At 58.8% G+C, this 26,657-nt stretch carries 24 protein-coding genes; 12 read left to right on the top strand and 12 right to left on the bottom strand.

What is annotated here, in order from left to right; translation table 11 throughout:
• The first annotated feature begins 7 nt into the window (after window positions 1-7).
• On the top strand, window positions 8-2,089 hold the full coding sequence (gene malQ, locus AC1V0D_RS17895) for a 4-alpha-glucanotransferase (protein ID WP_482907838.1): 2,082 nt from the start codon (window positions 8-10) through the stop codon (window positions 2,087-2,089).
• Between the two features lie 48 nt (window positions 2,090-2,137).
• Here the strand turns inward: malQ and nfuA are convergent, their stop codons facing one another.
• Window positions 2,138-2,713 carry a Fe-S biogenesis protein NfuA gene (gene nfuA, locus AC1V0D_RS17890; protein ID WP_009087718.1) on the bottom strand — a complete coding sequence of 192 codons (576 nt, stop codon included), beginning with the start codon at window positions 2,711-2,713 and terminating at the stop codon, window positions 2,138-2,140.
• 58 nt (window positions 2,714-2,771) lie between these two features.
• A complete protein-coding gene (gene gntX, locus AC1V0D_RS17885) occupies window positions 2,772-3,452 on the bottom strand; it encodes a DNA utilization protein GntX (RefSeq protein ID WP_482907837.1) in 681 nt (226 codons plus the stop codon).
• Between the two features lie 34 nt (window positions 3,453-3,486).
• Here gntX and bioH point away from each other — a divergent pair, with 34 nt between their 5' ends.
• Complete coding sequence (gene bioH / locus AC1V0D_RS17880) at window positions 3,487-4,263, top strand: pimeloyl-ACP methyl ester esterase BioH (RefSeq protein ID WP_482907836.1); 777 nt, start codon at window positions 3,487-3,489, stop codon at window positions 4,261-4,263.
• A 170-nt stretch (window positions 4,264-4,433) separates the two neighbouring features.
• Window positions 4,434-4,703, top strand: a complete 270-nt coding sequence (locus AC1V0D_RS17875; protein WP_009087712.1) for a YdgH/BhsA/McbA-like domain containing protein — start codon at window positions 4,434-4,436, stop codon at window positions 4,701-4,703.
• Here the strand turns inward: AC1V0D_RS17875 and AC1V0D_RS17870 are convergent, their stop codons facing one another.
• The 4 genes from AC1V0D_RS17870 to yjbE all read right to left on the bottom strand — a co-directional run bounded on the left by AC1V0D_RS17870 (window position 4,704) and on the right by yjbE (window position 9,850).
• Window positions 4,704-6,389 (bottom strand): alpha-amylase family glycosyl hydrolase, encoded by a 1,686-nt coding sequence (locus tag AC1V0D_RS17870; protein ID WP_482907835.1) that lies wholly within the window; start codon window positions 6,387-6,389, stop codon window positions 4,704-4,706.
• A 128-nt stretch (window positions 6,390-6,517) separates the two neighbouring features.
• A complete protein-coding gene (locus AC1V0D_RS17865; RefSeq protein WP_482907834.1) occupies window positions 6,518-8,845 on the bottom strand; it encodes a Tex family protein in 2,328 nt (775 codons plus the stop codon).
• Between the two features lie 103 nt (window positions 8,846-8,948).
• The gene (gene greB, locus AC1V0D_RS17860) at window positions 8,949-9,422 is read right to left on the bottom strand and encodes a transcription elongation factor GreB (RefSeq protein WP_009087707.1); all 474 of its coding nucleotides are present in this window, start codon (window positions 9,420-9,422) and stop codon (window positions 8,949-8,951) included.
• A 179-nt stretch (window positions 9,423-9,601) separates the two neighbouring features.
• Window positions 9,602-9,850, bottom strand: a complete 249-nt coding sequence (yjbE, locus tag AC1V0D_RS17855) for an exopolysaccharide production protein YjbE (RefSeq protein WP_009087705.1) — start codon at window positions 9,848-9,850, stop codon at window positions 9,602-9,604.
• Window positions 9,851-10,386: 536 nt separating this feature from the next.
• Between yjbE and ompR the strand changes: the two genes are divergently transcribed.
• On the top strand, window positions 10,387-11,106 hold the full coding sequence (ompR, locus tag AC1V0D_RS17850; protein WP_003853014.1) for an osmolarity response regulator transcription factor OmpR: 720 nt from the start codon (window positions 10,387-10,389) through the stop codon (window positions 11,104-11,106).
• Entirely contained in the window at window positions 11,103-12,473 is a 1,371-nt protein-coding gene (envZ, locus tag AC1V0D_RS17845; RefSeq protein ID WP_009087704.1) for a two-component system sensor histidine kinase EnvZ, read from the top strand. The genes ompR and envZ overlap by 4 nt, the downstream gene beginning before the upstream one ends.
• Before the next feature lie 36 nt (window positions 12,474-12,509).
• On the opposite strand, the gene pckA is transcribed toward envZ, so the two are convergent.
• The 5 genes from pckA to AC1V0D_RS17820 form a co-directional block, all read right to left on the bottom strand.
• Window positions 12,510-14,129, bottom strand: coding sequence for a phosphoenolpyruvate carboxykinase (ATP) (gene pckA / locus AC1V0D_RS17840; protein ID WP_009087703.1), 1,620 nt, complete (start codon window positions 14,127-14,129; stop codon window positions 12,510-12,512).
• Window positions 14,130-14,496: 367 nt separating this feature from the next.
• On the bottom strand, window positions 14,497-15,363 hold the full coding sequence (gene hslO / locus AC1V0D_RS17835; RefSeq protein WP_009087701.1) for an Hsp33 family molecular chaperone HslO: 867 nt from the start codon (window positions 15,361-15,363) through the stop codon (window positions 14,497-14,499).
• Between the two features lie 49 nt (window positions 15,364-15,412).
• Complete coding sequence (hslR, locus tag AC1V0D_RS17830) at window positions 15,413-15,814, bottom strand: ribosome-associated heat shock protein Hsp15 (protein ID WP_009087700.1); 402 nt, start codon at window positions 15,812-15,814, stop codon at window positions 15,413-15,415.
• A 13-nt stretch (window positions 15,815-15,827) separates the two neighbouring features.
• A complete protein-coding gene (gene yrfG / locus AC1V0D_RS17825) occupies window positions 15,828-16,475 on the bottom strand; it encodes a GMP/IMP nucleotidase (protein WP_009087698.1) in 648 nt (215 codons plus the stop codon).
• Window positions 16,476-16,531: 56 nt separating this feature from the next.
• Window positions 16,532-18,667, bottom strand: coding sequence for an intracellular growth attenuator family protein (locus AC1V0D_RS17820; protein ID WP_111207883.1), 2,136 nt, complete (start codon window positions 18,665-18,667; stop codon window positions 16,532-16,534).
• Between the two features lie 391 nt (window positions 18,668-19,058).
• Between AC1V0D_RS17820 and nudE the strand changes: the two genes are divergently transcribed.
• Window positions 19,059-19,622, top strand: a complete 564-nt coding sequence (gene nudE / locus AC1V0D_RS17815) for an ADP compounds hydrolase NudE (RefSeq protein ID WP_482907833.1) — start codon at window positions 19,059-19,061, stop codon at window positions 19,620-19,622.
• Between the two features lie 54 nt (window positions 19,623-19,676).
• On the opposite strand, the gene mrcA is transcribed toward nudE, so the two are convergent.
• Window positions 19,677-22,226 carry a peptidoglycan glycosyltransferase/peptidoglycan DD-transpeptidase MrcA gene (gene mrcA / locus AC1V0D_RS17810; protein WP_009087693.1) on the bottom strand — a complete coding sequence of 850 codons (2,550 nt, stop codon included), beginning with the start codon at window positions 22,224-22,226 and terminating at the stop codon, window positions 19,677-19,679.
• A 116-nt stretch (window positions 22,227-22,342) separates the two neighbouring features.
• On the opposite strand from mrcA, the gene pilM reads away from it, so the two are divergent.
• The 6 genes from pilM to aroK all read left to right on the top strand — a co-directional run bounded on the left by pilM (window position 22,343) and on the right by aroK (window position 26,637).
• A complete protein-coding gene (gene pilM / locus AC1V0D_RS17805) occupies window positions 22,343-23,161 on the top strand; it encodes a type IV pilus biogenesis protein PilM (RefSeq protein WP_482907832.1) in 819 nt (272 codons plus the stop codon).
• The gene (locus AC1V0D_RS17800) at window positions 23,152-23,691 is read left to right on the top strand and encodes a PilN domain-containing protein (protein WP_482907831.1); all 540 of its coding nucleotides are present in this window, start codon (window positions 23,152-23,154) and stop codon (window positions 23,689-23,691) included. The genes pilM and AC1V0D_RS17800 overlap by 10 nt, the downstream gene beginning before the upstream one ends.
• Window positions 23,684-24,172: a HofO family protein gene (locus tag AC1V0D_RS17795; RefSeq protein WP_482907830.1), complete on the top strand. Its 489-nt coding sequence runs from the start codon at window positions 23,684-23,686 to the stop codon at window positions 24,170-24,172. The genes AC1V0D_RS17800 and AC1V0D_RS17795 overlap by 8 nt, the downstream gene beginning before the upstream one ends.
• On the top strand, window positions 24,162-24,542 hold the full coding sequence (locus AC1V0D_RS17790) for a HofP DNA utilization family protein (protein ID WP_140029826.1): 381 nt from the start codon (window positions 24,162-24,164) through the stop codon (window positions 24,540-24,542). The genes AC1V0D_RS17795 and AC1V0D_RS17790 overlap by 11 nt, the downstream gene beginning before the upstream one ends.
• Window positions 24,484-25,752, top strand: coding sequence for a DNA uptake porin HofQ (gene hofQ, locus AC1V0D_RS17785; RefSeq protein WP_482907829.1), 1,269 nt, complete (start codon window positions 24,484-24,486; stop codon window positions 25,750-25,752). The genes AC1V0D_RS17790 and hofQ overlap by 59 nt, the downstream gene beginning before the upstream one ends.
• Before the next feature lie 363 nt (window positions 25,753-26,115).
• Window positions 26,116-26,637, top strand: coding sequence for a shikimate kinase AroK (aroK, locus tag AC1V0D_RS17780; protein WP_003852989.1), 522 nt, complete (start codon window positions 26,116-26,118; stop codon window positions 26,635-26,637).
• Window positions 26,638-26,657: the final 20 nt, after the last annotated feature.

Below are 26,657 nucleotides of genomic sequence, written 5' to 3'. Positions count from 1 at the left end.
AGCAGCAATGAAACAGGATTCACTTGATCAGGCCGCCCGTGCTGCGGGTATTTCACTGGATTACATCAACGTTAACGGCGAGAAAGAGGCGATCAGCGACGAAACCAAACGTGCGCTGCTGGCGGTGATGGGCGATCCGCAGGAGGCGGGTAAATCGCCGCTGCCGCCGGTCGCCGTCTTCAGCGGCAGAGGCAGGCGTCAGCTGACGCCGCAGGGCCGTGGCGTCTATCGCTGGCAGCTGCAGACAGAGAAGGGCAGACTGCTCAGCGGCGAGTTAACCGCGGGCGAACCCTTTACGTTGCCCACGCCGCTGGCTCAGGGGTATCACCAGCTGACGCTCAGCAAAGGGAAGAAAAGCTGGCAGACGCGGGTCATTGTTGCCCCGCGCCGCTGCTATCTGCCGCCGGCGCTGGAGGCGGGAGAGAAACGCTGGGGCGCACTGGTGCAGCTCTATACCGTACGGTCTGAACAGAACTGGGGCATCGGTGACTTCGGCGATCTCGACCAGCTGCTGGTGCAGCTGGCCGCACGCGGAGGCGATTTCGTCGGGCTGAATCCGCTGCATGCGCTCTATCCCGCCAGCGCCGATTTCGCCAGTCCTTACAGTCCGTCATCACGCCGCTGGCTGAACATCATCTATATCGATGTCAGCCAGGTGGCCGATTTTCAGCAAAGCGCGGCGGCACAGAAGTGGTGGAAAAGTGCCAGAACGCAGAAGGCGCTGGCTAAAGCCCGCGAGGCGGAGCATGTCGATTACGCAGCGGTGATGGCGCTGAAGCTCGCCGCACTGCGCCACGCCTGGGCACACTTTCAGGCCCGTGACCGCGCCAGCGACGAGCAGCAATCCTGGGCTGAGTTTGTGCGTGAAGGCGGTGACAGCCTGCGTTATCAGGCGGCCTACGACGGCATACAGCAGGCCCGATGGGCTGAGAATGCAAAACAGTGGGGCTGGCCCGCGTGGCCGGAAGGGTGGCGCAACAGTCAGCAGCCGGAGGTGCAGCAGTGGTGTAAGGAGCACGAAGAGGAGATCGCCTTCTGGCAGTGGCTGCAATGGCTGGCGCAGCAGCAGTTCTCAGGCTGCTGGGCGCACAGCCAGGCGCTGGGCATGAGCGTGGGTCTCTACCGTGACCTGGCGGTTGGCGTGGCGGAAGGCAGCGCCGAAACCTGGCACGACCCGGAGCTCTACCGCCTTAAAGCCTCTGTCGGCGCACCACCCGACCGCCTCGGTCCGCTGGGGCAGAACTGGGGCCTGCCACCAATGGACCCGCATGTGATGCAGGCGCGCGGCTATCAGCCCTTCATCGACATGCTGCGAGCCAACATGCGTGACTGCGGTGCATTGCGCATCGATCATGTGATGTCGCTGCTGCGTCTGTGGTGGGTGCCCGCCGGAGAGACGGCGGATAAAGGCGCTTATGTCGCTTATCCGGTCGACGATCTGCTGGGGATTCTGGCGCTGGAGAGCCACCGGCTGCGCTGCATGGTGATTGGCGAGGACCTGGGCACCGTGCCGGAGGCGATAGTCAGCCTGCTGCGCAAAAGCGGCGTCTTTTCATGGAAGGTGCTCTGGTTCGAGCAGGAGAAAGATCAGCGCTATCGCGCGCCGCAGGACTATCCGCGTCAGTCGATTGCCAGTGCCAGCACGCACGATCTGCCCACCCTCACCGGTTTCTGGGAGCAGGGCGACCTGGCGCTGGGCGAGAAACTGGGCCTCTATCCGGGCGACGCGGTGAAGGCACTGCATGAGCAGCGGGCGACGCAGAAGCAGGCGCTGCTGGATGCCCTGCATCAGGCGGGGGCCCTGCCGGCTCGCAGTCAGAAAAAGGCGGAGAAGCTGGCGATGACGCCTGCACTGAACCGGGCAATCCACCGTTTTCTGGCCGACACCGACAGTGCGCTGCTGGGGCTGCAACCGGAGGACTGGCTCGGCATGACCACGCCGGTCAACGTGCCGGGCACGGTAGATCAATATCCCAACTGGCGACGTAAGCTGAGCAAAACGCTGGAGGCGATCTTTGCCGACAGGGAAGTGAATGCACTGCTGAAGGTGGTCAGCCAGCAGCGTCAGTCAGGCAGGAAAGAGAAGTAACAAGAGCGCGGCAGTCTGACTGCCGCGCTCTTATCCTGTGCGTTAACATCAGTAGAAGGAGTGTTCGCCGCGCTGATGCTCGGTAATATCCCGCACGCCTTTCAGTTCCGGGAAGGCAGCCAGCAGCTCTTTCTCGATACCATCTTTCAGGGTGACGTCGATCATCGAACAGCCGTTACAGCCGCCGCCAAACTGCAGAATGGCGTAACCGTCATCGGTGATCTCCATCAGTGACACGCGTCCGCCGTGACCGGCCAGCTGTGGGTTGATCTGCGCCTGCAGCAGATACTCCACGCGCTCCACCATCGGCGCATCGTCAGACACTTTCCGCATTTTGGCGTTCGGCGCTTTCAGCGTCAGCTGTGAGCCGAGATTGTCGGTCACGAAGTCGATTTCCGCATCTTCCAGATAAGGCTTGCTCAGTTCATCAACATACGCAGAGAGCTTTTCGAACTTCAGCTCGGTGTCAGTCGCTTCAACGGCATCAGGCGGACAGTAAGAGACGCCGCACTCCGCTGTTGGCGTACCCGGGTTAATCACGAATACGCGAATCTGGGTGCCATCTTCTTGTTTGGATAGCAGTTTAGAAAAATGTTCCTGGGCAGAATCAGTAATTCGGATCATGTCGATTGCTCAATAGTTGACTAATTTAGTTGGTTATAATACGCCCATCAATGACGCTCTACAAGGTACGGCACAGGCACCAGACCTGCACGCTGGCCGCGCCCTGCGCCAGTAACAGACGACTGATTTCGTCGACCGTACTGCCGGTGGTGATGACGTCATCCAGCAGGGCGATATGGCGACCCTGCACCGCCATTTCAAGGCGGAAGGCATCCCGTAAGTTGGTGCGGCGCTGGCGGGCAGTGAGCTGATGCTGCAACGCTCCCCTTCGCTGGCGGGAGAGGCCGTCACGCCATTCGCACCGCAGCCAGTGCGCCAGCGGGGCGGCCAGCAGGGCGCTCTGGTTGTAACCACGCCGCCAGCGTCGCCGCCAGTGCAGCGGCACCGGCAGCAGCAGGTCGGGACGCACCACACGACCGTGCCGCCAGACATCCAGCCAGCTTAGCAAAAGCAGCCGCGCCAGCATCACCCTGAGTGCGGTTATGTGAGAAAACTTAAGCTGATTAACCCACTCACTGAACGGCGGGCGATAGTCATTGACGCAGACCAGCGTCTGCCAGGCGGGCGGTTTGCGCTGGCAGCGGCCACAGGCGACCCGCGTCGTCCCGGCGGGCAATCCGCAGCGTGGACAGAGCAGGGGCAGCGGCGGTAATCCACGCAGACATAAGCTGCACAGACCGTGACGGGCGATCTGTAACGGCATCTGGCATAGCCAACACAGGGCAGGCATTGCTAGCATAGCGACCTCCTTATCATTTTCGGGATAGTAACTGATGACGTCGCTCTACTGGCACACCTGCGGAGAAGGAAAACGCGATCTTGTGCTGCTGCACGGATGGGGGCTGAATGCCGAAGTCTGGCAAAGCATTATTCCGCGACTCAGCCCGCATTACCGCCTGCATCTGGTCGATCTGCCGGGTTATGGCCGCAGTCAGGATGCGGGTGCCCTGACGCTGACACAGATGGCAGAGGCGCTGCTGCCTGCGCTGCCCGCACAGGCGATCGTCATGGGGTGGTCTCTGGGCGGACTGGTGGCGACACAGCTGGCGCTGACCGCGCCAGAAAAGCTGGCTGCACTGATTACCGTTGCATCGTCACCCTGTTTCACCGCCACAGAGCACTGGCCCGGCATTAAACCCGAGACGCTGCAGAACTTTCAGCAGATGCTCAGCAACGATTTTCAGCGCACGGTGGAACGCTTTCTGGCGCTGCAGACGCTGGGCACCGAAACGGCGCGCGCCGATGCACGGCAGCTGAAAGAGGTGGTGCTGTCGCAACCGATGCCGGAAGTGGCGGTGCTGGATGCCGGACTGGAGATTCTGCGCCAGGTCGATCTGCGCAGCGCGTTACCGCAGATCGGGCTGCCGTTCCTGCGTCTCTATGGCGCACTCGATGGGCTGGTGCCGCGCCGGATTGCTGCAGAGATTGATGAAATGTTGCCAGCCTCGCCTTCAGTCGTTATCGATAAGGCAGCACATGCACCTTTTATTTCCCATCCAGACATCTTTTGTCAGCATATTATTAACTTTATCAGTGATTTGCCGGGATAATGAGGCTTTAAGTTGGCAAAATCGCTGGCAGCAGCAATACTTCTCTCTGTGAGCAAGGCCGCTGCAAATTTATGTGATTAGTCACGGAAATGACTATGCCGTTCCATACTGCCTTACGCGTTTAGCGGCTGCTTACATCTCACAATGGATCATGAATGAGGGTAAACATAATGAAGGTTTTTAAATGGGTTGTGGCTTCAATGATGATGGGCGCGATTTCATTTTCTGCGATGGCAGCGAAGGAAGTCACCAAAGAAGAAGTTAAATCAATGAACCTGCAGAAGATTGGCACTGTTAACACCACAGCGGAAACCACCTCGCCAATGGATGCTAAAAAAGTGCTGTCTCAGCTTGCTGACGAGAAAGGCGGTAAATACTACCTGGTGATCGCGGGTCGCGAACACGGTAAATTCAGCGCCACCGCTGAAGTCTACAAGTAATCAGCGTAGCCACATGAACTGCCAGGCATCCAGCTTAACCGGCTGGGTGCCATCCATCTTCTCTCCGCTTATCAGATCCTGCCACATACGTGCCTCAGGTAACGGTGTCTCCACCGGCCGTCCACTGAGATTAAACACGCAGAGCAACCCTTCATTGCTGTCCGGCGAATAACGTCTGAGCACCAGCAGGGCATTTTCGCTCTCTGAGATCGTCATCGGATTATCGGGATGAAAAGCAGGCTGGCGACGGCGCAGCTGGATCAGCTGACCGAGCCGGGTATAGATCTGCTGACGCAGCCACTCTTCCCCCGCCAGCGCCGCTTCTATCGTCTGCAGATCATACTTCTGGCGATTAATCGCCCGGTTGTGTCCGGCGGCACGTACCCCATCGTAATCATTTCGCCCGCCCACAATGCTCTGGATATAGATGGCCGGCACGCCAGGGAACACCAGCAGAATGGCATGGGCCAGTAAAAAACGTTTCAGCCGCGTGGCGTCGTCGTCCGCCTCACGGTTTAACGCATCCAGATAGGTGACGTTGATTTCATACGGGCTGGTGGTGCCGTCCGGATTATTTTTGTAGGAGACCAGCGCACCCTCCAGCGCCAGGTCGCGCACCAGCGCCACAATCTCCACCTCCGACAAAATTCCGCGCGCCGGATTCAGGCCGATACCATCGTGGGACGCCAGAAAGTTAAAAAAGGTGGTGTCATTGCTGCTGAGATCCAGCGAGCTGGCCCACTGCCGCAGCGCGCGCGCCGAGCCGGTGTGAATCGCATGCAGCACCAGCGGCGGCAGCGAAAACTGATAAACCATCTGCGCCTCATCGTGGCCGTTGCCCAGGTAACTGATGTTGTCCCGATGTGGCACGTTAGTCTCCGTGATAATCACCGTGCCAGGGGCGACCTGGTCAGCAATCGCGCGAAACAGCTTCACCAGCTGATGGGTTTTTTCCAGGTGAATACAGCGCGTGCCGGGCGTTTTCCACATGTAGCCGACCGCATCAAGCCGCACGTAATCCGCGCCGCGTATCAGGTAGTCGAGCAGGACCCCGACCATGCGCAGCAGCACCTCAGGATTGGCAAAGTTCAGGTCGATCTGATCGGCGCTGAAGGTGGTCCAGATAAAGCGGGTGTCGCCATCGGCCATCTGAAAAGGGGTCAGCAGCGGCGAGGTTCGCGGACGGGTGACGGCGCTGAGGTCAGTGGCGGGCGGCATGCTGATAAAGAAATCGTCCCAGCCGGGGTCCTGCGCCAGAAAGTGGCGGAACCAGGCGCTCCGTGACGACATATGGTTGCAGACAAAATCGAACATCAGGCGGGTTTCCTGATGCAGGCGGGCAACATCCTGCCAGTCACCGCACAGCGGATCAACCTGATGGTAATCAATGACAGAAAAGCCGTCGTCAGACGACCAGGGAAAGAAAGGCAGCAGGTGAACCAGCGGAAAGAGGGATTGCAGATGCTGCTGATAGAAGCGGGAAAAGGTCGTGAGCGTGGGCTTGCCGGTTTCCCGAAACTGATCGGCATAGGTGATGAGCACCACATCCTGCTCGTCCCAGTGCGCCTTGCGCGGCAGCTTGATGGCGTCGCGGGCGGTGGCGATCTCACTCAGCAGGCGCGTCAGGGTAGCCTGGGGAAAGGTGCCGGCATAAATCTTATCAATCAGATCGGTGATCGTTTCCATCGTGAGTTGGATGCCACAGCAGATGTTGTTTTTATGACAGGCGTCTTTTTAGCGTAGCGTTATGGCGGGGATTTTCAACCGGGGAAAGCGGCGGGAACAGGGGGCCAGCGTGCGGCCCCCTGATAAGCTTAGCGTTTTTTACCGAACGCGGCGGCCAGGGCATCACCCATTGCGCTGTTACCCGCAGAGGCGCTGACCGGACGCGGACGGCCTTTCGCGGCAGCCGGACGTTTCTCGTCACGCGGCGCGCCATTTTTCGCGCCGCCACGCGCATTGCCTTCGCCTGGCTGCTCATCGAGACGCATGGTCAGGGCAATACGTTTGCGCTGCAGATCGACTTCCATCACTTTGACTTTGACGATATCGCCCGCTTTTACCACCTGATGAGGATCTTCCACGAAGCGGTCAGAGAGCGAGGAGATATGCACCAGGCCATCCTGATGCACGCCGATGTCCACAAACGCCCCGAAGTTAGTGACGTTGGTAACGCTGCCTTCCAGAATCAGGCCCGGCGTCAGGTCACTCAGCGTCTCGACGCCTTCGGCAAACTGCGCCGTCTTAAACTCAGGACGCGGATCGCGGCCCGGCTTCTCCAGCTCTTTCATGATGTCGGTTACGGTCGGCAGACCAAAGCGGTCATCAATGAAATCGCGCGGGCTGAGATTGCGCAGGCTGCCCGCATTACCCATCAGGTCGCTCAGCGCCTGTTCGGTAGCGGCCAGAATGCGCTCGACCACCGGATAGGCTTCCGGGTGGACCGTGGAGGCGTCGAGCGGGTTATCGCCGTGATTGATACGCAGGAAGCCCGCGCACTGTTCAAAGGCTTTTGGTCCCAGACGGCTCACTTTCAGCAGCTGCTGGCGGTTGCGGAAGCGGCCATTTTCATCCCGCCAGCCGACAATGTTCTGCGCCATCATGCGCGTCAGGCCCGCGACGCGGGTCAGCAGCGGCACCGAGGCGGTATTCAGATCCACGCCGACGGCGTTCACACAGTCTTCCACCACCGCGTCGAGTTTCTTCGCCAGCTGGCTCTGGCTGACATCATGCTGATACTGACCGACACCGATCGATTTCGGATCGATTTTCACCAGCTCAGCCAGCGGGTCCTGCAGACGTCGGGCAATCGACACCGCGCCGCGCAGAGAGACATCCAGATCCGGGAACTCCTGCGCCGCCAGTTCAGAGGCGGAGTAGACGGACGCGCCCGCCTCACTGACAATCACTTTCTGCGCCGTGACCTGCGGGAACTGCTTCTGCAGATCGAGGAAAAAGCGCTCGGTTTCGCGGGATGCGGTGCCGTTACCAATCGCCACCAGCTCCACCTGATGCTCAACGCAGAGGGCCGCAACGGCGGCGGCGGCTTTCGCAGCCTGACCGGTGTGCGGATAGACGGTATCGGTCGCGACCACCTTGCCGGTGGCATCAACGACGGCGACCTTAACGCCGGTGCGCAGGCCCGGGTCCAGTCCCATGGTGGCCCGCATGCCCGCAGGCGCGGCCATCAGCAGGTCGTGCAGGTTACGGGCAAACACGTTGATCGCTTCATCTTCTGCGCGTTCGCGCACCGTGCCCATCAGCTCGGTTTCCAGATGCAGCATCACTTTGATGCGCCATGTCCAGCTCACGACCGCTTTACGCCAGCTGTCTGCCGGGGCGTTGTTCAGGCGCAGGTTCAGGTGTTCCGCAATCAGCGTTTCGCCGTGGCTTTCACGCGGCGCTTCATCAAACTGCGGGTCGGCATTCAGCGAGAGTTGCAGAACGCCTTCGTTACGGCCGCGCAGCATCGCCAGTGCACGGTGTGACGGCACGCTGCTCAGCGCTTCATGGTGGTCAAAGTAGTCACGGAACTTCGCGCCCGCTTCCTCTTTCCCTTCCACCACGCGCGACACCAGGTGGGCATTTTTCCACAGATAGTTACGCACTTTCGCCAGCAGCGCCGCATCTTCAGCGAAACGCTCCATCAGAATGTAGCGGGCGCCATCCAGCGCGGCACGCACGTCAGCCACCCCTTTGTCGGCATCGACATATTGTGCAGCCAGCTGCTCAGGGGTGTGAGACGGATCCTGCCACAGGGTGTCCGCCAGCGGCTCAAGACCCGCTTCAATCGCGATCTGTCCACGCGTACGGCGCTTCTGTTTGTAGGGCAGGTAGAGGTCTTCCAGCTCGGTTTTGCTGAGGGTGGTGTTGATCGCGCGGGCGAGGTCGTCGGTGAGTTTTCCCTGCTCGTCAATCGACTTCAGAATCGACTGGCGTCGCTCTTCAAGTTCACGCAGATAGCTGAGGCGGGTTTCCAGCTGGCGCAGTTGGGTATCATCCAGCCCGCCGGTGACCTCTTTACGATAGCGTGCGATAAACGGCACGGTATTCCCTTCATCCAGCAGGCGAACGGCGGCGTCAACCTGTTCGGGACGCGCCTGCAGCTCACTGGCTATTATCTGGCTCAGAACGTTCATCATCAGGACTGTCTTGCTTTCCGGGTTGAGAAATAGCGGACAGTTATACGGATTGATGGTCAAAATTGCCAGAGACGCGGGCGGCTTTCAGCCATAATCTGAAACGTTATTGCGGGTAATCAATCGCGTTGACATACCAGAGCGCCGGACCCACTGGCGTCTCGACGGTGGCGGCATCGCCCACCTCTTTTTTCAGCAGCGCCCGCGCCATCGGTGAGTCGATGGAGATGTAATCCTTGCGGCCAAAAATCTCATCGTAGCCCACGATGCGGAAGCGTTTGAGGTCACCCGCATCGTTTTCAATTTCCACCCAGGCACCGAAGAAGACTTTGCCATCCTGCTGAGGCGAGTAGTCAACGATGCGCAGCTGCTCAAGACTTTTGGTCAGATAGCGAACGCGACGGTCAATTTCCCGCAGCCGTTTCTTGTTGTACTGATAGTCGGCATTTTCACTGCGATCGCCAAGGCTGGCAGCCCAGGTCACCTTTTTGGTCACTTCCGGTCGCTCTTCACGCCAGAGGTAGTCGAGTTCCGCTTTCAGCTTATCGAAGCCTTCGCGGGTAATCAGTCGGGTTTTCATGCTAATCCGGCCAGCCAAATCAAAAGAGAAACAGTGTAAGGCAAACAGGGCGCGGCAAAAAAGAGTCGGGGAAGGGGTTTTTAAAGCTAAAAACCCGCGTTGACTTCCCCGGCGGCGAAAGGGGTGCTGCTGAAGCGTAATCTGGAGCCAGTCACAGGACGCTGGCCAATAAAACAGACTTATTTTCCGGCGTGAGTCGCCGTGGTGGTCGAGGTGCCGGTGCCATGTCCGTCACCGCCGCCGCCGCCCATGGTCGCCAGCGCAACGCCCAGCAGGGCTGCGACTGCGCCAACGCCAATGGCGTCAGAGTTACCTTTAGCGGTTGAGGTTGCCGCTGCACCGGCCGCTTCACCGGTCGCTGTGGCAGCATAACCTGGGCTGACGCTGCCTAATGCCAGCGCGCTCAGCAGTAAAATCGTTTTTTTCATAGTGTAATCCCCGTTGAGACGTCGAATGGTGCCTGAGCAGTCTGGTTGAAAACGGAGAAGGCGAAAAGTTGGCTTTACTGATTGATTTATCGGACTTTAATTTCAACTGGCCTTGCTGTGAGAAGCACTGAAATTAATCCGAGATGAGGATGGCGTCCCGGACGCTTTTGCTGGAATATTATGCTGTCTGAATGCGGGCAGGGTAGATTATCTGGAGCTTATCCATAATGATGACTCGGTTTTAAGCCAAATTAACTGCTAAGCCGCTGAATTTCTTAATCGAATAAATGCCGGTCCGCTTCTGACGCCAGCGATTCTGAGAAACAGGGCCGTTTTTTCAGATTTGCCGTATCCTGCCCTGTCGCCGGTAAAAAGGGTGAGCCTGGCCCCGAAACTGGCCCGAAATTAAATATAAGCTCCTGTTTAATATGCTTTGTAACAATTTTGGCTAGAATATAAACCATTAATGACTGTCACTATAAGGCATCTTTTTTTAACAATGTTGGCTCAGGCAATAGCGCCTTTGGGAGTTGAAAATGCAAGAGAACTACAAAATTCTGGTCGTCGATGATGATATGCGTCTGCGTGCTCTGCTTGAACGCTATCTCACCGAGCAGGGCTTTCAGGTGCGCAGTGTCGCTAATGCCGAGCAGATGGATCGTCTGTTAACCCGTGAATCCTTTCATCTGATGGTGCTCGACCTGATGCTGCCAGGTGAAGATGGCCTCTCTATCTGCCGTCGTCTGCGCAGTCAGAGCAACCCGATGCCTATCATTATGGTGACGGCCAAGGGTGAAGAGGTCGATCGTATCGTCGGGCTGGAGATCGGCGCGGACGACTACATTCCTAAACCCTTTAACCCGCGCGAACTGCTGGCGCGTATCCGCGCGGTGCTGCGTCGTCAGGCCAATGAACTGCCAGGCGCACCGTCGCAGGAAGAGGCGATTATCGCCTTTGGTAAATTCAAACTTAACCTCGGAACCCGCGAGATGTTCCGTGAAGATGAGCCGATGCCGCTGACCAGCGGTGAGTTCGCCGTGCTGAAAGCCCTGGTGAGCCACCCGCGTGAGCCGCTGTCGCGCGACAAGCTGATGAACCTGGCGCGTGGCCGTGAATACAGTGCCATGGAACGTTCGATTGACGTTCAGATCTCCCGCCTGCGTCGCATGGTGGAGGAGGACCCGGCACATCCACGCTACATCCAGACCGTCTGGGGTCTGGGCTACGTCTTCGTGCCGGACGGCAGTAAAGCATGAGGCGACTGCGCTTCTCGCCACGCAGTTCGTTTGCGCGCACCCTGCTGCTGATCGTGACCCTGCTGTTTGTCAGCCTGGTCACGACCTATCTGGTGGTGCTGAACTTTGCCATCCTTCCCAGCCTGCAGCAGTTCAATAAGGTGCTGGCATACGAAGTACGTATGCTGATGACCGACCGGCTGCAGCTGGAGGATGGCACGCAGCTGGAAGTGCCTCCGGCGTTTCGCCGGGAAATCTACCGCGAACTGGGGATCTCGCTCTACACCAATGCAGCAGCAGAGGAGAGCGGATTGCGTTGGGCGCAGCACTATGAATTCCTGAGTGAACAGATGGGGCAGCAGCTGGGCGGGCCCACCGATGTGCGGGTCGAGGTCAACAAAAACTCGCCTGTGGTCTGGCTGAAAACCTGGCTGTCGCCTGATATCTGGGTGCGGGTACCCCTGACGGAAATCCATCAGGGCGACTTCTCGCCGCTGTTCCGCTATACCCTGGCGATAATGCTGCTGGCGATTGGCGGCGCCTGGCTGTTTATCCGCATCCAGAACCGGCCGCTGGTGGATCTGGAGCACGCCGCTCTGCAGGTCGGGCGCGGGATTATTCCGCCGCCGCTGCGCGAGTATGGCGCGTCCGAGGTCCGATCGGTGACCCGGGCCTTTAACCAGATGGCGGCCGGGGTAAAACAGCTGGCGGATGACCGCACGCTGCTCATGGCGGGGGTCAGTCACGACCTGCGCACGCCGCTGACCCGTATTCGTCTCGCCACCGAGATGATGAGCGAGCAGGATGGCTATCTGGCCGAATCGATTAACAAAGATATCGAAGAGTGCAACGCCATCATCGAACAGTTCATCGACTACCTGCGTACCGGTCAGGAGATGCAGACCGAGCGCGCCGATCTGAACAGCGTGCTGGGCGAGGTGGTAGCCGCAGAGAGTGGCTACGAACGTGAGATCGAAAATGCGGTGATGCCGGAAGAGTTAATGCTGGATATCAACCCGCTGTCGATCAAACGCGCACTGGCTAACCTGGTGGTCAACGCCGCGCGATACGGCAATGGCTGGATTAAAGTCAGCAGCGGACGGGAACTGCATCGCGCCTGGTTTCAGGTGGAAGATGACGGGCCGGGTATTAAGCCCGATCAGCTGGCGCATCTCTTCCAGCCGTTTGTGCGCGGCGACAGTGCCCGCAGCACCAGCGGAACCGGTCTCGGCCTGGCGATTGTACAGCGTATTATTGATGCGCATCAGGGGTCGCTGGAGATTGGCGAGAGCGAGCGCGGGGGATTGCGTATTCGCGCCTGGTTGCCGTTGACGGAAAATATGGCGCTGAGCCATAACAACGGCAGCAACAGCGTCTCAGGCGGATAAAACCGGCGCGGCAGGAGGACTGCCGCGCCCGTTCCGTCAGCGTTGCGGGCCCGCTTTTACCAGCGCCGCACCGGCTGCGTTATCGGTGTACTTATCGAAGTTATCAATAAAGCGCTGCGCCAGACCTTCGGCGGCGGCGGTCCACTTCTCTTCACTCTCCCAGCTGCGACGCGGATCGAGCGTCTCACTGTCCAGCTCACCCAGTGTCACCGGCATCTGCAGATTGAAGATCGGCAGGGTTTCTACCGGGGCATCATCCAGTTCACCCGCCAGGATCGCGTTGATGATGGCACGGGTATTTTTCAGCGAGATGCGCTTGCCGCTGCCGTTCCAGCCGGTATTGACCAGATACGCCTGCGCCCCGGACGCCTCCATCCGCTTCACCAGCACTTCAGCATACTGCGTCGGGTGCAGGGTCAGGAATGCGGCGCCAAAACAGGCAGAGAAGGTCGGTGTTGGCTCAGTCACGCCACGCTCGGTCCCGGCCAGTTTGGCGGTAAAACCGGACAGGAAATGATACTGTGTCTGCTCCGGCGTCAGACGGGAAACCGGTGGCAGCACCCCAAACGCATCGGCGGTCAGGAAAATCACCTTCTTCGCATGGCCCGCTTTTGAGACCGGCTGCACGATGTTGTCGATGTGATTGATCGGGTAAGAGACGCGGGTGTTTTCGGTTTTGCTGCCGTCGGCGTAATCCACGCTGCCATCTTCGCGCACCACCACATTCTCCAGCAGCGCATTACGGCGAATGGCGCGGTAGATCTCCGGCTCAGCCTGCTCTGAGAGGTTGATGGTTTTGGCGTAGCAGCCGCCCTCGAAGTTAAACACGCCGTCATCGTCCCAGCCATGTTCATCATCGCCAATCAGCTGGCGATCAGGATCGGTCGAAAGAGTGGTTTTCCCGGTGCCCGACAGGCCAAAGAAGACCGCCACGTCGCCCGCTTTGCCAACGTTGGCAGAGCAGTGCATCGAAGCGATGCCTTTCAGCGGCAGCAGGTAGTTCATGATGGCGAACAGACCTTTCTTCATCTCGCCGCCGTACCAGGTGCCACCAATCAGCTGCATGCGCTCCGTCAGGTTGAAGGCGACAAAGTTCTCAGAGTGCAGACCCTGCGCCTGCCAGTCCGGGTTGGTGCATTTCGCGCCGTTCATCACCACAAAATCGGGCGTGAAGTCGGCCAGCTCAGCGTCGGTCGGCTGGATGAACATATTTTTGACGAAGTGGGCCTGCCAGGCCACTTCGGTGACGAAACGCACGCTCAGACGGGAGTCAGCATTGGCACCGCAGAAGGCATCCACGACAAACAGGCGCTTGCCGGAGAGCTGCCGGGTGACGCAGCTTTTCAGCGCGTTCCAGGTCTCCTGCGACAGGGGCTGGTTGTCATTTTTGCCGGTGCCCTGGTCGTTCCACCACAGGGTATCGCGCGTGGTGTCGTCACGCACAATGTACTTATCCTTTGGCGATCGCCCGGTGAAAATCCCGGTGTCTACTGCAATCGCACCGCTCTGCGTCAGGGTGCCACGTGCAAAACCTTCGAGGTCCGGGCGCGTCTCTTCCTGAAAGAGCGTGTCGTAATCAGGGTTGTAAACCACTTCCGTGGTATCCACGATGCCCAAAGCGGCAAGGTCTTGCGAGGTCAGGCCGTTAACGCGCATTTTACTGCTCCTTAAATCGGTGTCTGTTCTGCAAAGCAGAGATAGGTTGGGATCGTACGGCCGGCTGTTGCACTGATGCGACGACGCACTGAAAAGTCACAGCGCGTCGTCACCTCAGCCTGCAGGCACAACCAGGCTTATCAGGGCTTCTGCCTCTGCCTTCCGGGCGGCTGCACGATCGCGCGCAGTTTACTCTTCTGCGTTGAGGGAAAAAGGGCAGCGATCTAAAAATGCGACTCAGGGCGCGTTAAGGCTATGTTTCGAACGTTTTAAAGATGTTATGAAAGTAAAAAAAGATAATTTGTCTGAGAAATTATGGGGATAGGAGGGGGAGAGGAAAACGGGGCGGCAGACGCCGCCCGGTGAATCAGTGCAGACGCTCGTCATTCCCGTGAGAATGGCTGCGAATCGCCGCGATATCGACCGCGTCAAACACGTAGTCTGAACCGCAGTAATCGCAGTGCATGTCAATTTTGCCATCTTCCGCGATGATCTCATCCACCTCTTCCTTCGGCAGCGTGGTCAGCACTTCACCACAGCGTTCACGCGAACAGGTGCATTTGTAGATGACTGGCTGCGGATCATAGAGGGTGACCTCTTCCTGATGGTAGAGACGCCACAGCACCTCATTGGCCGGCAGGGTGATCAGCTCGTCGGTTTTGATGGTTTCCGTCAGGGTCGCCAGGTGGTCGAACGCCTCTTTCTCTGTCTCCTGTGCCGGCAGAACCTGCAGCAGGATACCGGCGGCACCCTGGTCGCTGGTGCGGATAAACAGCCGCGTAGGCAGCTGCTCAGAACGCATGAAGTAATCTTCCAGGCATTCCGCCAGCGTTTCACCTTCCAGTCCCACCACGCCCTGATAGCGTTCACCTTTTTCAGGGGAGATGGTGATCACCAGGTAGCCGTTGCCCACCATGCTTTTCAGGGTGCTGTCGGCCGGGATGTCGCCTTTAATGCGCGCCACGCCACGCAGCTCCTGATTGTTGTTGCCGTTGATCACCGCCAGAGAGAGCGGACCGTCACCCTGCAGCTGCACGGTAATTTCACCGTCAAACTTCAGCGTGGCGGTCAGCAGGCTGGTGGCGACCAGCATCTCACCCAGCAGCGTCTTAACCGGAGCCGGATAGTCGTGGTTCTTCACGGTTTCACGCCAGGTGTCGGAGACGTTCACCAGCTCGCCGCGCACAGCGGCATTTTCAAACAGATAACGGTGCAGTTGATCCTGGACTGACATATTTTTTCTCTCACTGGAACGGGGCGATGGCGCGTCCGCGAAGACGGCATTACTCATCGCCCGATAATTTAAACTTCATCAAATCGCGACGCTCTTTTTTGTCAGGTCGCCGATCGGGATGGGGCATAGTCAGCGCATTCAGTTTGCGTGCCTGCGCCATTTTTTCGCGTTTCTCGATACTGGCATCGGTTTCGCGGTAGAGCTGCTGTGCCTCGCTGGCGGGGCGGCGTTGAGCGCTGATATTCGCCACCACCACGGTGCGTTCATCGTTGCCCTGACGCACGGTCAGTTCCGCATTCAGCTCGACGATCTTGCCGGGTTTACTGCGCTGACCGTTGTAGTGCACTTTGCCGCCTTCAATCATCTCCCGCGCAATCGCCCGGGTTTTGTAAAAGCGCGCCGCCCACAGCCATTTGTCGAGGCGAACCTCTTCGCTGCTTTTCTCTTTCATTGCTGCTCCTGACTCAGATCAGCGTCCGGTAGTCGCCGGTGGCGCGGTGACGCTGAAAGATTTGCTCAGGACGACCCGAATCGGGATTTTTTACGCCTAAGCACCAGCCGATGCCCCATGACGCCGCAGCATCCAGAATCACTTCGCTGTCGTCGATAAACAGCGTGCGCGGCGCAGAAAAGCCGGTGTGCTGTTGTACCGCCTGCCACAGACGCGGGTCTTCTTTCGGATACCCAAAGGTATGGGTGGAAAGTAATAAATCAAGGTGTGGCGCTAAACCTGTCTGCGCCAGTTTGACGTCGAGATTATAGGGATGCGCGTTGGTCAGCAGGATGGTGCGCTTGCCGGCGCGACGCAGCGCCTGCAAAAAGGGCAGGGTGTCGTCACGCAGTGCGACCCGGCTGCGCATCGCCCAGGTCATGGCACGGATGTCCAGCGCCAGCGCCTCTGCCCAGTAATCCAGACAATACCAGTTTAGCGTATGGGCGACGGCCTGATACTTTTCCGTGATGATCCGGTCAGCGTCAGCCAGGGTGATACCGCGCTGCTGGCTGAGCACCGCGGGCACATGCTCCAGCCAGAAATGACGATCAAACGCCAGATCCAGCAGCGTGCCATCCATGTCGAGCAGCACGGTGTCAATTTCAGACCAGTTGAGCATCGTGGCTCTCACCCTGTAAAAAAACCGGGCGACAGGGTAGCACAGAAGGGCAGGGCTCAGAATATCGAGCGCACGCTCTGCAAAGTGCTGAGATTATGGTTGAAACACTTGTCGTAGTAGAGCTGGATATCGATCATGCGCTGGCGATTACGGTGCATGCGGCGCAGGGCCAGCAGTCCGTTGATCACGCCGCAGGCCAGCAGCACCATCAGCAGCAGTACGGTGCCGAGATAGCGCCACTGCGCCATGGCATCCGGTTCATTGTGCAGCGCGATGTGACGCGTGCCGTTGGCATCGGTGGTGATGCTGGTGATGATGCCGCTGGCGCTGAAAGGCGTATGCAGCAGCATGGCGGAGATGCGCTGCAGCTCATGCCACTGAGCGGGCGGATCGAGATCGAACAGTGACACGGCAGGCTGAGGCTGACTGACCAGCTGGCGACCCTCGTCACTGACGATCAGGAATCCTCCCGGCGGCGGGCTATTGAGGTTTTCAGCCGCACGGCGGGTTTCACGGAAAAAGAAGGTCGAGGTGGCGGTATTCACCAGGTTCTCCAGCGCTTCCGCACTGACCGGTCGCAGCAGCACGTTCATGCCGTTTAGCTGGCCGGAGTCGGCGCGGCGCATCAGCGCCTCCCAGTCTTTGGCGTTGCCCAGGTTTACCAGCGCGTTTTTCAGGCGCACGCAATCCTGCGGCTGATTACAGAGATCCTGGGTCTTCATGACCAGATCGGAGAAGTCATCCAGCAGAATCATGCCGGACTTCTGGATCGCTGACGCCAGCTGCGGGTTCAGTTTGGGATCGGTATTGGTTTCCGGGTGTAGCTGCCGGGTCGTGGTATCCAGCAGGGCAGCGGCTTTATCAATAATGTCAGATTGCGGCTGCGGCAACGGCTTCGCGTTATTCCAGTAGATGGCTGAGCAGTCGAACGGCATAAAGGCGTAACTCCGGTTGCTCTGGTAGTTATCCGGCACTGAACACATGCCGGTACCGCTCACCTTCAGGCTGTCGCCAATATTCAGGGCCACGCTGCTGAGTTTATCGACGCTGTTGACCTCCAGGCTGTCGGTGCCTCTGGCCCAGGCGAGACTGAGCTTGATCGGCATCCCGAGCGGGATCCAGGTGACCAGCAGGGTCAGCACCAGCAGCGAGCCGCAGGCCAGCACCACATTTTTCCGCCAGCGCTGAATCGGGAAATTTTTGACCTCATCCTGCAGGGATAAAAAGCGGCCCTGACGCACCACCTGACGGTTAAGGTAGATCTCCACGTCGGTCACCTGACCGAGGTCGTGCGCGACATAGGGCTGCCAGTGCGCCGGATAGGCGAGATCGATAATTCCCAGCGTGATGTTGCTCTGCTCCTGGTTCGATTCGCTGAACAGACCCCAGCGCTTCGGCGCGCCGCGCAGGCAGTGGATGTCACGCAGGCCGCGCTCACCCGGAATGCGATAGAGCAGCCACAGGCTGGCTGCGATCATTCCCGCACCGGCCAGCACCAGCCAGATCATCAGAGTCGTGGGCACCAGCAGACTGAAGAAGAACAGTAAGAAGGCAAGCGAGATGATCACCCCTTCACGCGTGCCGTCTGGCCGCGACAGGCGATACTCTTCCGGGGTCTCTTTACGCACCTGCAGCAGTTCAACGTTTTCCGTTTCTGCTTTGCGGATCGAGGCGTTGGTCGACACCGGACGCATCAGCGTCGGCAGGGACTGCTGATCCACCGCGTAATCCACCAGCGAATGGCCGTTGAGCGAAATCACCAGCGGAATGGATTGGGTGCGGATTAACTCGACGTAGTTTTCGTCGGTGATGTACTGCTCCCACAGCGGCGGCAGATGAACTTCGACTTCATCCAGATAGTAACGCCATTTATGGGGATCGTCCGTTGAGAGGCCGTAGCGGGTAATGGCGCGGGTCACCGGATAGACGTTGTTGCTCTGCGCGGTCAGCGTCAGGCGTTCAGACGCGCTGCGCTTGTCGGTCGTCACGGCGGTGCGGGGCTGTTTTGCCAGTGCGGTGACATATTTGTCTACCGCCTCGCGCTCCTGAGGGGAAAGCTTACGGCAGGGCGGACTGATAAATGGCAGCGGTTTCGCCAACGGCGGACGATGCCGCATAGCGTACCAGAACCCAATACCTGCCAGGATTGAACAGGTCAGCACTATGGCCAGGATCATAAAGATTGTGCTCATGCTCTGCTCAATTCAGCCAAAATGCTGCCTTCACTTTAAACGTACGCTCCGGGGGATGCTCACTTCTGAAGAGGCATTCCGGAAGATTATATAATCCTGAGGAGTCAGACACCCGATTAAATAGTGCCAGGGAATATCTGATTAGCATTTATTAAACCCTGCCTTGTCCGAATGGTAACCGGCTCAGACTGGATTAAATATCGGTATTATCTGAAACTTATCGCAGCATATTGACTAATGCAAATTCAGTCTTAACTGATAACCAAAGGCTGTTATTCAATTGCCGGAATCTATGTAACGATATCGTTATGGTGAGACTGTCGCACAATTGCCTGGGGTTAGGTATGCTAATTCGTTCCTGATAGCCGGCGCAGAAACTTTTGAGGCTGATATGAAAATTCCAAAAAAACCTGACATCCTCAATATCACCGCCGTGGCGCGTTCGCGGCTGTTTACCGTCGAATCGGTCGATCTCGCCTTCAGTAATGGGGCGCGTCGCGTCTATGAGCGGATGAAGCCGTCAGAACGTGAAGCGGTCATGATTGTGCCCATTATTGATAACCATCTGATCCTGATTCAGGAGTATGCCGTCGGACTGGAAACTTATGAACTCGGGTTTCCCAAAGGGCTGATTGATGCAGGCGAAACCGTGAGTGAGGCGGCGGTGCGGGAACTGAAAGAAGAGGTCGGTTTTGGGGCTGAGCACCTCACGCCGCTGGGCAAGCTCACGATGGCCCCCTCCTACTTTTCCAGCAAAATGAATATCGTGGTGGCAGAAGGCCTCTATCCCGATAAGCTGGAAGGTGACGAGCCGGAGCCGCTGATTGTTCACCGCTGGCCGCTGAGCGATATGCTGTCGCTGCTGGAGGAGCCCGATTTTCGCGAGGCACGCAACGTCAGTGCGCTCTTTATGGCGCGCGAATGGCTGGTGAAGCAGGGGCGTCTGCGCTACTGAATAAAAAAGGCCGACTGATGTCGGCCTTTTAACAGGTTAAGTGTGCGGGTCACATCAGAACAGCTCGTGACTCTCGCCGTTGTCCATAATGGTGGTGCCCACATCATGAACGGAATATTCGGTCGGCTGGGTGCCGTTGATGAAGTACTCCTGACGCGTATTGCCTCCGCCATTTGCCAGCTTGCCGGTGCTGCGGTCAATCGTGACCGTGACCACGCCATCCGGCGGCGTTAACGGCTGCACCGGTACCCCCTCCAGCGCACTCTTCATATATTCATCCCATGCCGGTTGCGCACTCTTAGCGCCGCCCTCATAGCCTGAAATCTGATCGGGAATCGCGCCGGAAAGGGTGCTGCGGCCTAAATTGCGGCGCGCATCATCAAAACCGATCCAGACGGAGGTCACGACACCAGGGCCATAACCCGAGAACCAGGCATCTTTCGAGCTGTTCGTGGTACCGGTTTTTCCGCCTATGTCATTACGCTTCAGGTCACGACCGGCACGCCAGCCGGTTCCCATCCAGCCCGGTTCACCGAAGATGTTGCTGTTCAGGGCGCTCCTGATGAGGAAGCTGAGCGGGGTGTTGATGACATGCGGGGCATATTGCTGTTCGCCCTGCTGTGCCTGGGCCGGAACCTGCTCCAGTGCAGGCTGTGGCACCGCCTGGTTCTGATTGCTGTCTGACGCGGCCACGTTCTCAACGCTCTCTTCGTTCAGCGCCAGCGCTTTCTTCGTTTCGCCGTAGATCACCGGCAGATTGCACTGCGGACAGGCGATCTTCGGTTTCTCTTCAAAGACAATGCCGCCCTGTTCATTCTCAATCCGGGTGATGAAGTACGGGTCAATCAGAAAGCCGCCATTCGCCATCACGGAGTAGCCGCGCACCACCTGTAACGGGGTGAACGAGGCCGCCCCCAGGGCCAGCGACTCGGTATGAATAATGTTCTGCGCCGGGAATCCAAAGCGCTGCAGATACTCTGCGGCATAATCCACGCCCATGGCGCGCATCGCACGCACCATCACCACGTTTTTCGACTGGCCAAGTCCCTGACGCAGGCGAATCGGTCCATCGTAGGTTGGCGGTGAGTTTTTCGGACGCCAGTCGGCACCCGCACCGGCATCCCAGCGTGAAATCGGCACGTCGTTCAGGATCGACGCCAGCGTCAGTCCGCGATCCATCGCGGCGGTGTAGAGGAACGGCTTGATGTTAGAGCCGACCTGGCGCAGTGCCTGGGTTGCACGGTTAAACATGCTCTGGTTAAAGGCGAAGCCGCCTACCAGCGCCCGCACCGCACCATCATTCGGATCGAGTGAGACCAGCGCCGAGTTCACATCCGGTACCTGGCCCAGCCACCACGCATCACCCACTTTGCGCACCCAGATCTGCTGGCCTGGCTGCAGCACCTGCGTCACGCTTTTCGGCGTCGGGCCCTGCACGGTGTCAGACTTATAAGGACGCGCCCAGCGCACACCCGCTAAGGCCAGCGACACATTGCTGCCATCTTTCATCATCACGGTTGCTTCATCACTGCGCGCTTCCGTGACCACCGCCGGATAGAGCGGGCCATAGACCGGCAGCGCACTCAGCGCTTTCTCGATCTTAGTCTGATCCCAGGCGGGCTCGCCCACCCGCCACAGCACGCTGGTCGGGCCGCGATAGCCATGACGCATATCGTAGGCGATGACGTTGTTACGCACCGAAGTCTGAGCCGCTTCCTGCAGGCGACGGGTCACGGTGGTGTAAACCTTATAGCCGTCGGTGTAGGCGTTGTCGCCGTAGCGCTTCACCATCTCCTGGCGCACCATCTCGCTGAGATAAGGGGCAGAGAAGGCGATTTCCGGGCCATGATACTTCGCCACCAGCGGCGTATTGCGTGCCTCATCATACTGCTGCTGCGTGATGTAGTGCTGATCCAGCATACGCGCCAGCACCACGTTGCGACGCGACAGGGCGCGGCTCGGCGAATAGAGCGGGTTAAAGGTGGACGGCGCTTTCGGCAGACCGGCAATCATCGCCATTTCACTCAGCGACAGCTGGTCAACCGGCTTACCAAAATAGACCTGCGAAGCAGCACCGATGCCATAAGCCCGGTAGCCGAGGTAGATCTTATTCAGGTAGAGCTCAAGAATTTCATCCTTATTGAGTAACTGCTCAATGCGGATTGCCAGAAACGCTTCCTTTATTTTACGCATCAGGGTGCGTTCCGGACTCAGGAAGAAGTTACGGGCCAGCTGCTGAGTGATGGTACTTGCCCCCTGGGAGGCGTGACCGGAGACCAGCGCGATGCTGGCCGCCCGGAAAATCCCCACCGGGTCCACACCGTGGTGCTCATAAAAACGGCTGTCTTCGGTTGCAATAAACGCTTTCACCATCACAGGTGGCACTTGCTGCAGGGTCAAAGGAATACGGCGCATTTCGCCATACTGGGCGATCAGATCGCCGTCGGCGCTGTAAACCTGCATAGGGGTTTGCAGACGCACATCTTTCAGCGTGTTGACGTCAGGCAGCTGTGGCTCGATGTACTTGTACAAGCCATAAATCGAGCCAGCTCCCAACAGGATGCAACACACTGTAAGGATCAATAAATACTTTACGAACTTCACCTGGAGTTTCCCATCTATTGTCGTTTGAGCAGTTTATAAACAACCGCGCGGTAGTATAAAGGCAAGCCAGACGCTTTGATATGTCCATTTTCCCGGACGATAAGGAGATCGCGCGCATGGCTTTTCATACCTGGCAAATCGGGCTGGATATTCAGAACAGGCAGATGTGTGGCCTGGCCCTCCAGCGTCGTCGTGATGGCTGGCAGCTACGCCACTGGTGGCTGCAACGGCTGCCGCAAGATACGTTAAGAAACGGCGTGCTGCAATCTTCGCCTGAATTACAGGCGGTCCTGACAGCCTGGCGTCAGCAGTTGCCGCGCCGTTACTCGCTGAGGGTCGGGTTCCCCGCCCGGCTGGTGCTGCAGCGGCCGCTTCCGCTGCCCGCACAGTCACTCAGGGAGCCAGCGCTGGGCCACTACGTGCAGGTGGCCGCGCGTCGTCTCTTTCCGCTGGAGCCTGACACGCTGGCGCTGGACTATCACGAGGAGGCCGGAAACCGTCAGCTCTGCGTCACGGCGGCCCGGCGGGAGAGTGTTGACCAGTGGATGATGCCCCTGTTACAGGCGGGATTCAGGCCGCAGGTGCTGGAACTGACCACCGATGCGCTGAAGCGGCTGGCCCGGCAGGCGCGGCTGCCGGTCGGCACGGTGCTGGTGCTGCAGCAGGAGGAGCGCTGGCTCTGGAGCGATGCGCAGACCGCAGCGGAGTGTGACGACGCCGTCACACTGGACACACTGAAACAGCAGGCCTTTCCCCAGGCAACGGCCATCGCCTGGTGTGCCGCCACGCCAGCCGCGCTGCCCGCTGACGCTGTCGCGTTTTCCCCTTTTGATCTGCTTCGTTATCAGCAGCCCCCGTTGCCCGCGAATCCGGGAGCCTTTGCACTGGCGACCGGGCTGGCGCTGACCAGCGGAGATGAGCCGGCGTGGCGGTAAATCTGCTGCCGTGGCGGCAGCAACGGCGGCAACGGCAGCGACGGCAGAGCCTGCTGGTGCTGGCACTGGTGATGGGCGGTCTGCTGCTGCTGGTGATGCAGCAGGCGTACCGGGTCCATGAGGCGCGCCAGCGGATAGCGCAGGAGAGCAGGATGCAGCAGCAGGCGCTGGAGAAACTGGCTGCGCGTTTAGCGCAGCAGAAGCAGCTGCTGGAACAGCTCGCGCTTCTGCAAAAACAGCAGGCGAAACAGCGTGACAAGGCTGCGCAGCTGGCCGGGTGGCAACAGTTCTGGCGCGATCTGCCTGGCATGCTGCCCGATACCGCCTGGCTGACCCGGCTGGAGAAGCGCGATAACCGCCTGATCCTGGAGGGGCAGGCGCAGGATATGGCAGCAATCAGGCAGTTTCGCCAGCAGCTCGCTACCGCCGCCCTGTTGGGTCAGGTGCAGCAGGGTGGGGTCCGGCGTCAGGCGGATGGCCGCTACCATTTTTCGCTACGGGCGCAGATAGCCGGGGGACGCGATGATTGATCGCTGGTGTCAGATGGCGGCTGTTCCGCGCTACGGCCTGCTGTTCCTTCTCGCGTTGGGTCTGCTTTTGCTTATCTGGCTGCCGGGCTTACGGCCTCAGCAGCAGGCACTGGCCGCTGAACGGGCGGCGCTGTCACAGTTAACCCGAACTCTGCAGCAGCGCCAGCAGCAGTGGCGTCAGCATCCCGCCATCGCGCAGCTGCAGGCGCAGCGGGAGACGATGCAGCGCGCTCTGACTCGCGCAGCCGCATCGGAGGGGGCTATCGACGATATTCTGGCGGGCCGCCCTCACCAGCTGGAGGCGTGGCAGCCGGATGGCCCCGCCCGCCTGCTGACGCTGCATCTGCCCTGGCAGGCGTTCCGGACACTCTTTGCTGAGTTTGCCCAGGCCTCTGCGCCATTGCCTGTGCATTTCCTGCTGCTGGCGCAGCCGCACGACCTGGAGGCGCAACTCTGGCTGGAGCCAGCCGATGCGCCATAGCCTGCTGATTCTGCTGCTGTGCTGGGGGGATGTGCTGGCACGCGATCCCTTCCGGCCTGTTGCCGGTTCCCTGTGTCAGGCGGCGGTAGCCCCGCTCACCGGCTGGCGTCTGCAGGGGATTGCCGGGCGGGAAACCCGCTATCAGGCCTGGCTGCTTACCCCGCAGGGAGAGCGCGTCACGGTGGGCAGCGACACGCCTTTTCCGCTGACGCCCTGGCAACTGGTGGCGATCACCTCCCGCAGCCTCACGCTTGCCGTGCCAGCGAGCTGTCACGCTCAGCGAACCACATTTTATTTAAAAGGATATGCGCATGTTAAGGATAGCGACCCTGCTCCTCATCAGCAGCCTGCGGCCGGTTTACGCCGCTGACGAGGCGCCGCTCAGCCTCGCTTTTGACCACGCACCGGTAGAGCAGATTCTGCAGGCGCTGGCTGACTATCAGCAGGTCAACCTGCTGATCGCGCCTGAGGTTGAGGGGACGCTATCGCTGCGGCTGGATAACCTGCCGTGGCGTCAGGCGCTGGCGCTGGTGGCGCGGATGGCAAAACTGGCGGTTATTGAGCAGGATAATGTTCTGCTGGTCTATCCGCTGCGCTGGCAGCAGGCGCAGGACGCGGCCCGGGAGGCAGAGCGGCAGGCGCAGTTACAGCAGACGCCTTTGCAACAGCGCACGGTCACACTCCGTTATGCCAGCGCCAGCGACGTTCATGCCAGCCTGCTGAGTGAACGCCAGTCACTGATGACGCCGCGTGGCAGCGTGACGGTGGATAAACGCACCAACGCGTTGCTTCTGCGCGATACCGCCGCGGCACTGAAAGAGACGGCGCGCTGGATTCAGGGGCTGGATCGGCCACTGGAGCAGATTGAACTCTCTGCCCATATCGTCACCATCAGTGAGGAGCACCTGCAGGAGCTGGGGGTGCAGTGGGGCATGCTGGCGGGAGATGCAGCGGTGACAGAGAGCCTGCATCATCCCCGGCTCGCTGTTCCGCTGGCGGTAAGTTCACCCGGTATCAGCGCAGGGATGGCGCTGGCGCGTATCGGCGGCGCCCTGCTGGATCTGGAGCTGAGCGCCCTGGAGCAGGAGAACCAGATTGAGATCATCGCCAGTCCGCGCCTCTTCACCTCGCACCAGCAGACCGCCTCGATTAAGCAGGGCACTGAAATTCCCTATGAAGTGTCGGCAGGCAACAGCGGCGCCACCTCGATTGAGTTTAAAGAAGCGGTGCTGGGCATGGAGGTGACGCCCACTATCGCCGGAAACGGCCGCATCCGGCTGAAGATCCATATCAGTCAGAATATGCCGGGGCGCAGCATCCGGACCGGTGACAGCGACATCTTATCCATCGATAAACAGGAAATAGAGACCCAGGTCACGGTCAGCGACGGGCAAACGCTGGCCTTAGGCGGCATCTTTCAGCAGCAGCGAAACCGGGGAGAGAACAGGGTGCCGCTGCTGGGAAAGGTGCCGCTGATTGGCGGACTGTTTCGCCAGCAATCGGCGCAGCGCAAAAAAAGAGAGCTGGTTATCTTTATTACGCCGCGATTGGTCAGGGAAGCAGCGCTTACGACGGGATAAAACGGAAAATGAGGCCCTCGGGGTCATCTGCGTTGACGCAGAAGAGGAATTAGCTTACAAGGTTTAGCGATTTTCAATACGGTGTAACCGTCTGAACCGGATAAATCCCGGTTAACAGATCAGACAACTCCTCTGTAAGCAGCGTGGTAAAAGACGCAGCGCTGGCGCGTTACAGTTTCGCGAACACAGGCCAATTCAGAAATGGATGTGCTGAAGGCAATATAATCGGTTGCCAAACAGCCTTGAGTGTTGAGATAATTTTTCATCTGACTCTTGCTAACGCTCATGAGGTCTCAGTTCCTGTCCCGCCAGCAAAAGCTGAACGCGGGGTATCATTAACGAATTCTTAGTAATACCGACAAAATGGCAGAGAAACGCAATATCTTTCTGGTTGGGCCGATGGGTGCCGGCAAAAGCACTATTGGCCGTCAGTTGGCTCAGCAACTCAACATGGAGTTCTTCGATTCCGATCAGGAAATTGAGCGACGCACCGGAGCGGATGTGGGCTGGGTTTTTGATGTCGAAGGCGAAGCTGGCTTTCGCGATCGCGAAGAAAAAATCATTAACGAACTGACCGAGAAGCAAGGCATCGTCCTGGCGACAGGGGGTGGTTCCGTCAAATCCCGGGAAACGCGTAACCGTCTCTCCGCCCGTGGTGTTGTGGTTTATCTTGAAACTACGATCGAGAAGCAACTGGCGCGCACTCAGCGCGATAAAAAACGTCCGTTGCTGCAGGTGGACTCCCCGCCGCGTGAGGTGCTTGAAGCGCTGGCTGGCGAACGTAACCCGCTCTACGAAGAGATCGCCGATGTGACCATTCGTACAGACGACCAAAGTGCGAAAGTCGTGGCGAATCAGATTATCCACATGTTGGAAAAAAGTTGATCCAACGTTCGAAGGCTCTC

The organism is Pantoea sp. PA1, assembly GCF_056856975.1.
This window is presented reverse-complemented; position numbering and strand designations above follow the sequence as displayed.